General features: G+C 62.3%; 6 protein-coding genes. 4 read left to right on the top strand and 2 right to left on the bottom strand.

Annotation, left to right across the window (positions count from 1 at the left end):
- Together PF446_RS12470 and PF446_RS12475 are read right to left on the bottom strand one after the other, a co-directional pair.
- A partial coding sequence (locus PF446_RS12470) for a TonB-dependent receptor plug domain-containing protein (protein WP_298072081.1) occupies positions 1 to 1388 on the bottom strand: 1388 nt, incomplete at its 3' end.
- A 479-nt stretch (positions 1389 to 1867) separates the two neighbouring features.
- Positions 1868 to 2275, bottom strand: coding sequence for an RcnB family protein (locus PF446_RS12475; protein ID WP_298072083.1), 408 nt, complete (start codon positions 2273 to 2275; stop codon positions 1868 to 1870).
- 320 nt (positions 2276 to 2595) lie between these two features.
- Here PF446_RS12475 and PF446_RS12480 point away from each other — a divergent pair, with 320 nt between their 5' ends.
- Genes PF446_RS12480 through PF446_RS12495 form a run of 4 tightly spaced genes read left to right on the top strand, consistent with a single transcriptional unit; the run spans position 2596 to position 5119 of the window.
- Positions 2596 to 2928, top strand: coding sequence for a hypothetical protein (locus PF446_RS12480; RefSeq protein WP_298072085.1), 333 nt, complete (start codon positions 2596 to 2598; stop codon positions 2926 to 2928).
- Positions 2929 to 2931: 3 nt separating this feature from the next.
- Positions 2932 to 3306 (top strand): GntR family transcriptional regulator, encoded by a 375-nt coding sequence (locus PF446_RS12485; RefSeq protein WP_298072087.1) that lies wholly within the window; start codon positions 2932 to 2934, stop codon positions 3304 to 3306.
- Complete coding sequence (locus PF446_RS12490) at positions 3303 to 4160, top strand: ABC transporter ATP-binding protein (protein ID WP_298072090.1); 858 nt, start codon at positions 3303 to 3305, stop codon at positions 4158 to 4160. The genes PF446_RS12485 and PF446_RS12490 overlap by 4 nt, the downstream gene beginning before the upstream one ends.
- On the top strand, positions 4157 to 5119 hold the full coding sequence (locus PF446_RS12495) for a hypothetical protein (protein WP_298072092.1): 963 nt from the start codon (positions 4157 to 4159) through the stop codon (positions 5117 to 5119). The genes PF446_RS12490 and PF446_RS12495 overlap by 4 nt, the downstream gene beginning before the upstream one ends.
- The last annotated feature ends 267 nt before the right edge of the window (positions 5120 to 5386 follow it).

Consider the following 5386-nt stretch of genomic DNA (forward strand, 5'->3'; position numbering starts at 1 on the left):
AGCGGACGGCTGAGGAAGGGCGGACGGACGCTCTCGTCCACCGCCACGCGTTCGCGCTCCAGGCGCACCGAGGGCACGATGTGGATCTCGTGCGGCAGGCGGAACACGTTTTCGGCGAATACGGAGAAATAGTCCGACGTGCGCGCCTGCACGAGGCGCGGCGTGCCGCTGCGGTTATGGCGATCGACATACAGGTTGCTGCTGGTCCATTGCCGGAACGGGTCGTTGCCGTGGAACAGCACGGTGCCGACCGTGAAGGCATTGCCCTGCCCCCACTTGTGGCGCATCCGCACATCCAGTCCCTGGGTGCGAAACTGTTCATCCTGCAGGGTAGTGCTGGATGGCGGCGGTTGCGGAGCGAGTGAGCCGCTGGCCGAACGGCTGGCCAGGTCCTGGTAAGCGAACCACAGCTTGCCGGTCAGCAGCCAATCGTTGCCGAAGTGGCGCTCGTGCCCGAGCACTATCTGATCGCGATCGACCCAGTCGCGGTTGTACGGCGTGGGCGCGGCGTTCGGGTCGGCCTTCCACTGCGGGTAGCCCAGGCGTCCGGGGTTTCCGGAACTGGCGTCGATGGCGTGCAGGTCCAACCACCAGTGCTGCCGTGCATCCGGACGGTAGTCCAGGTACACGTCACCCTGGCGCATCTGCGAGGCGGCGTGAGGGCGCGAGCCGTCGCTGCGAACGTATGCGGCGTCGGCACGGAAGGTCCAGGACCCATGGCTGCCCTGAATCACGTTGTAGGTGGAATAAAGCCCATGGTTACCGACCACCTGCTCGGTACTGGCCGAGAGCGGCGTACCCGGTGGCGGGCGCCGAGTGACCAGGTTGATCACCGGCGCCGGTTCCGGGCCATACAGCAGGCTGGATCCGCCGCGGATCAGCTGGACCTCGGACAGGCTCTGCGCCAGGGGCATGGCGTACAGGGTCGGGAAACCGATCCAGTCGCTTTCCAGCGGAATACCGTCCTGCATCACCAGCACGTATTCCGATTCCTGAGGGTTGCCCAGGCCGCGGTAGCTGAGGTTGAACTGGGTTGGCGTGGGCTGTTGCGAGACCTGGATGCCGGGCGAACGCGCCAGCAGCTGGTCAAGGTTATTGTCGATCACGGTCGGTTGCCGGTCCAGGTGGGTCACCGTGGTCTTCCGGGTCACCGTGATCAAAGTGCCGTCGACCTCGGGCATCTGATGCTTGAGCTTTGCCTTGATGTACTGCCGCCAGTCGTCGGCGTTGACCTGGACCGCAGGCAACGAGTGGGCCGACTGCGACCCCTTTGCCGGGTTGTCCTTGTCGTGCGCCTCCGGGATCGAGGCCTTTTGCGCGTGTACGCTGTTCGGGAAAAGAACTAGTGGCAGGAGAAACACGAGGTGGCTACGGCGCAATCCGGGCATGGGCGAGTTCAGGGATCAAGAGATATCCGCTGTTTATCGCCTCTCGGGCCCGACTTGCCAATAGGCCATTGGTTGTCCTGGCCGGAACGGGCATGCAACGACGTCGCTTGTACGTGTGGCGTGCTGCTGTATGGCGTCGTTCTCGCGAGGTCCGGGACGAGCTCCAGGCGGTACGCAAGGACCCTAATACCCGGGCGAGGGTCATGGGTGCGCGAGGATCGTCCGGTCAGGCCGGCATCGCGAAACCGGTGCTTCTCGGCATCGTTGCTGGCCTCGCCCCGGCCCTCCGCCTGAAGGAGATGCCACCTGGTGGGCCGCTCCATTCCTGGACGTGACCAGACAGCAATCTCTCCCGGACATCCGTGGAGGACCATGAACATGAAAAAGCCGGGAACGCCAGCATGTGCTGGAGAACCCGGCCTGCAGTTCAGCCTTGCGATCGCGCGGATATCCCGGATCGCCGTACACCTTACCGTGACTCAGTGATTGAGCAGGATCTGGGCGATGATGCCGGTGCTAATGGCAACCAGCAGGAATTCGCCGTCGTCGCTGCGCTGCCAACGGTAGCCGCGTGGCGGCGCGCGCAGATGCTCGGCGCGCCAGTCGGTCACCTGGTAGCGCTGTCCGCGGTAGGATCTGGGCATGCGTCCGCCCTTGTGATACCAGCCTTCGCGGCGTCCACGCTCATGCCCGACCCGCAAATAGCTCTGATGCTGGTCACGGCGATCCTGGTGGTGATGCCGGGAGCTGTTTTGCTGATCCTGGCGCTGATGCTGGGACTCGTTGTCCTGTTGTGCGCCATTCCCGTTCAACGCGGGAGCGGCCATGACGCTGCTCGAACACAGCAGCGCGCCGGAAACTGCAACGACCATCCATATCTTGTTCATGGTTTTCTTCCGTTTGCCATCTGAGGGGGAACGCCGTCTTGCCCTGGGCAATTGAGGTGGTCCTTGCATGCAAGCATGTTCCTTGTATCAAGAAGGCCTGCTGAACCGATTCCGGCGGTGATGAGCGCGCCGGAACGACAGCAGGCGACCTGCGAGCCTTCGCTCCATCACGTCTTCACGAGTCCCCCAGGCCATGGCAACCGTTGCACGCCCGTGTGCATGACCATGGCCGAATAGGTCATTGGTCATGCTTGACGCGCTCCGTGTTGGTGTTATAGTTACATACAACACCACTCATATAGACCACCAAGGACGCAGTCATGAACGCCACCAAGCTCGTCGCCGCCATTGCATCAATCGTAATCCTGGGTTCCACCATCGCAATCTTCCGCTCCAGCGCACCCGCCGTGTATGTCGCGGCACATGCCGACTCTGGCAGCTTGTTCGAGGGGCGGCCGGTGACCCTGCTTGAACCGGTCGTTGTCTATGCCGACATGGCCGCACGGGATACAGTCAAGACACTTGATGCCACCACCGCACATGTCCGCACCGAATACAGCGCGCTGGATGTCAATCACTTTCAACTGGGTTCGCAGTTACGCATGCCCTACTACTCGTTCGGCACGAAACTGAGCACCCTGATCAAGGAATAAGGCATGACCATCACCTGGAACGACAACGTCCCGATCTATCGCCAGCTGCGCGCTCGCGTGGTGGCGATGATCCTGGACGGCGTACTGGACGAGGGCGACGCCCTGCCCTCGGTCCGCCAGGTCGCGGCCGACTATCAGATCAACCCGCTCACGGTCTCCAAGGCCTATCAGGAGCTGGTCGACGAACGACTGGTGGAAAAGCGCCGCGGCCTGGGCATGTTCGTTACCAAGGGCGCTCGCAAGGCCTTGCTGGCCTCCGAGCGCGAGCGCTTCCTGCACGAAGAGTGGCCCACCATCCATGCCCGCATGCAGCGGCTCGGACTGAACCTGGAGCAGCTGATCAAGGCTGCGGACAACGACAAGGAGAATGCTTCATGAGCGCCGCTATCGAAGCTGCCAAGCTGACCAAGCGCTACACCTCGACCATGGCGCTGGATGAGGTCGAATTCGCCATTCCCACCGGCCGCATCGTGGGCCTGATCGGACCCAATGGCGCCGGCAAGACCACCGCACTCAAGGCGATCCTCGGGCTGATTGATTTCGACGGCTCGCTGAACGTGCTGGGCATGGATCCGCGCAAATCGCGCGAGGCCCTGATGACCGAGGTGTGTTTCATCGCGGACGTGGCGGTACTGCCGAAGTGGATCAGCGTGTCCCAGGCCATCGACTTCGTCGAAGCCATTCACCCGCGCTTCCAACGCGCCCGCTGCGAACAGTTCCTGGCACGCACCAAGCTCAAGCCGAAGCAGAAGGTCAAACACATGTCCAAGGGCATGATCGTGCAGCTGCATCTGGCCCTGGTGATGGCCATCGACGCCAAGTTGCTGGTGCTGGACGAGCCGACGCTGGGCCTGGACATCCTCTACCGCAAGCAGTTCTACCAGAGTCTTCTGGAGGACTATTTCGACGAGGAAAAGACCATCGTCGTGACCACCCACCAGGTCGAGGAGATCGAACACATCCTCACCGACCTGATGTTCATCCGCGATGGCCGCATCGTGCTGGACACCAGCATGGAAAGCCTCGGCCAGCGCTTCATGGAAGTGATGGTCGACGCCGAGCATGCAGAGGCCGCGCGCCATCTCAATCCGATGGACGAGCGCAGCGTATTCGGCAAGCACATCTTCCTGTTCGACGGCATCGAACGCGCCAAGCTGGAGGCCCTGGGCGACGTGCGCCGGCCTGCCGTCAGCGACCTGTTCGTGGCCACCATGAAAGGGATCTACGCATGAAAACCTTCTACTGGCTGATCAAACGCGAGTTCTGGGAGAACCGCGGCAGCTTCTTCTGGGCCCCGGTGATCACCGCCGGCGTGTTCATCGTGTTCCACGTGATCGGGCTTGCCCAGGCACAGTTCACCACCCACGCGATTTCTGCAAGTTCCATCAACAGCATCGTCGATCAGATGAACAACGGCCATGGCGATCTGGTCGGTCTGGCGCTGGACATGAGCATGTACGGTGTCACGGCCATGGTCTATCTGGTCACCGGCATCACCTTGTTCTTCTATTGCCTGGGCTCGCTGTTCGACGACCGCAATGACCGTAGCTACCTGTTCTGGAAATCGCTGCCGATTTCCGATCGCGACACGGTGCTGTCCAAGGTGGCCAGCGCGACGGTCCTGGCACCGGTCATCGCCACCGTGGTGGGCATCCTCGCCGGTCTGCTCCTGCTGCTGTTGACCATCATTGCCGCCGCCTTCTACGGCATCCATGGCTGGGCCCTGCTCGGCAACACCCACCCATTCAGGGTCATGGGCCTGCTGCTGGCCTCGATCCCGGTCAGCCTGGTCTGGGCCCTGCCCGCGGTGGGCTGGTTGATGTTGTGCTCGGCATGGGCCCGCAGCAAGCCGTTCCTGTGGGCCACGGTGATCCCGCTTGGATCCGGCGCCATGCTGTACTGGCTGGACGTGCTGGGTGTGATCAACTTCGGCGGCTGGTTCTGGCACAACATCGTGGTGCGCGTGTTCATCAGCATCGTGCCCTGGTCGTGGTTCCCCAAGAGCTTTGACGGTTCAATCTTCAAGGGGCTCAAGACGCCCGACCAGATCACCACAGTCGCCCATGAAATGCTGAATCTGGGCCACATCTGGGCACAACTGCTGAAGCCGGAGTTCTGGGGTGGCGCCCTGCTCGGGATCGCCATGATTATCGCCGCGATCTGGCTGCGCCGCTGGCGCACCGAAACCTGAACGTGTGAATCAAGGAGATCCAATGATGAACATGACATTGATTTTCCGCGCTTCCGCAATGGTTTGCGGACTGGTCCTTCTCTCAGCCTGCGGCGTGAAGCGGCAGGTCCACCGGGATTTGCACCAGGCCCGGCAGGAGGTGATGTTCAACAACATCACACTCCAGGCAGACGACAAGGGCGTGCCGGTCGCCGAGATCACCCCGCACAGTGATCTCCTGATCGGCCATCGGCCCGTGCGCCTGACCGCGCACCAGCACACGCTGGT

Origin of the sequence: Oleiagrimonas sp., assembly GCF_027858935.1 — a bacterium.
Taxonomy (GTDB): domain Bacteria; phylum Pseudomonadota; class Gammaproteobacteria; order Xanthomonadales; family Rhodanobacteraceae; genus Oleiagrimonas.

Bases quoted from the DNA above. Each gene is read 5' to 3' on its own strand.
- PF446_RS12475 (WP_298072083.1), bottom strand. From the start codon at position 2,275: ATGAACAAGATATGGATGGTCGTTGCAGTTTCCGGCGCGCTGCTGTGT.
- PF446_RS12480 (WP_298072085.1), top strand. From the start codon at position 2,596: ATGAACGCCACCAAGCTCGTCGCCGCCATTGCATCAATCGTAATCCTG.
- PF446_RS12485 (WP_298072087.1), top strand. From the start codon at position 2,932: ATGACCATCACCTGGAACGACAACGTCCCGATCTATCGCCAGCTGCGC.
- PF446_RS12490 (WP_298072090.1), top strand. From the start codon at position 3,303: ATGAGCGCCGCTATCGAAGCTGCCAAGCTGACCAAGCGCTACACCTCG.
- PF446_RS12495 (WP_298072092.1), top strand. From the start codon at position 4,157: ATGAAAACCTTCTACTGGCTGATCAAACGCGAGTTCTGGGAGAACCGC.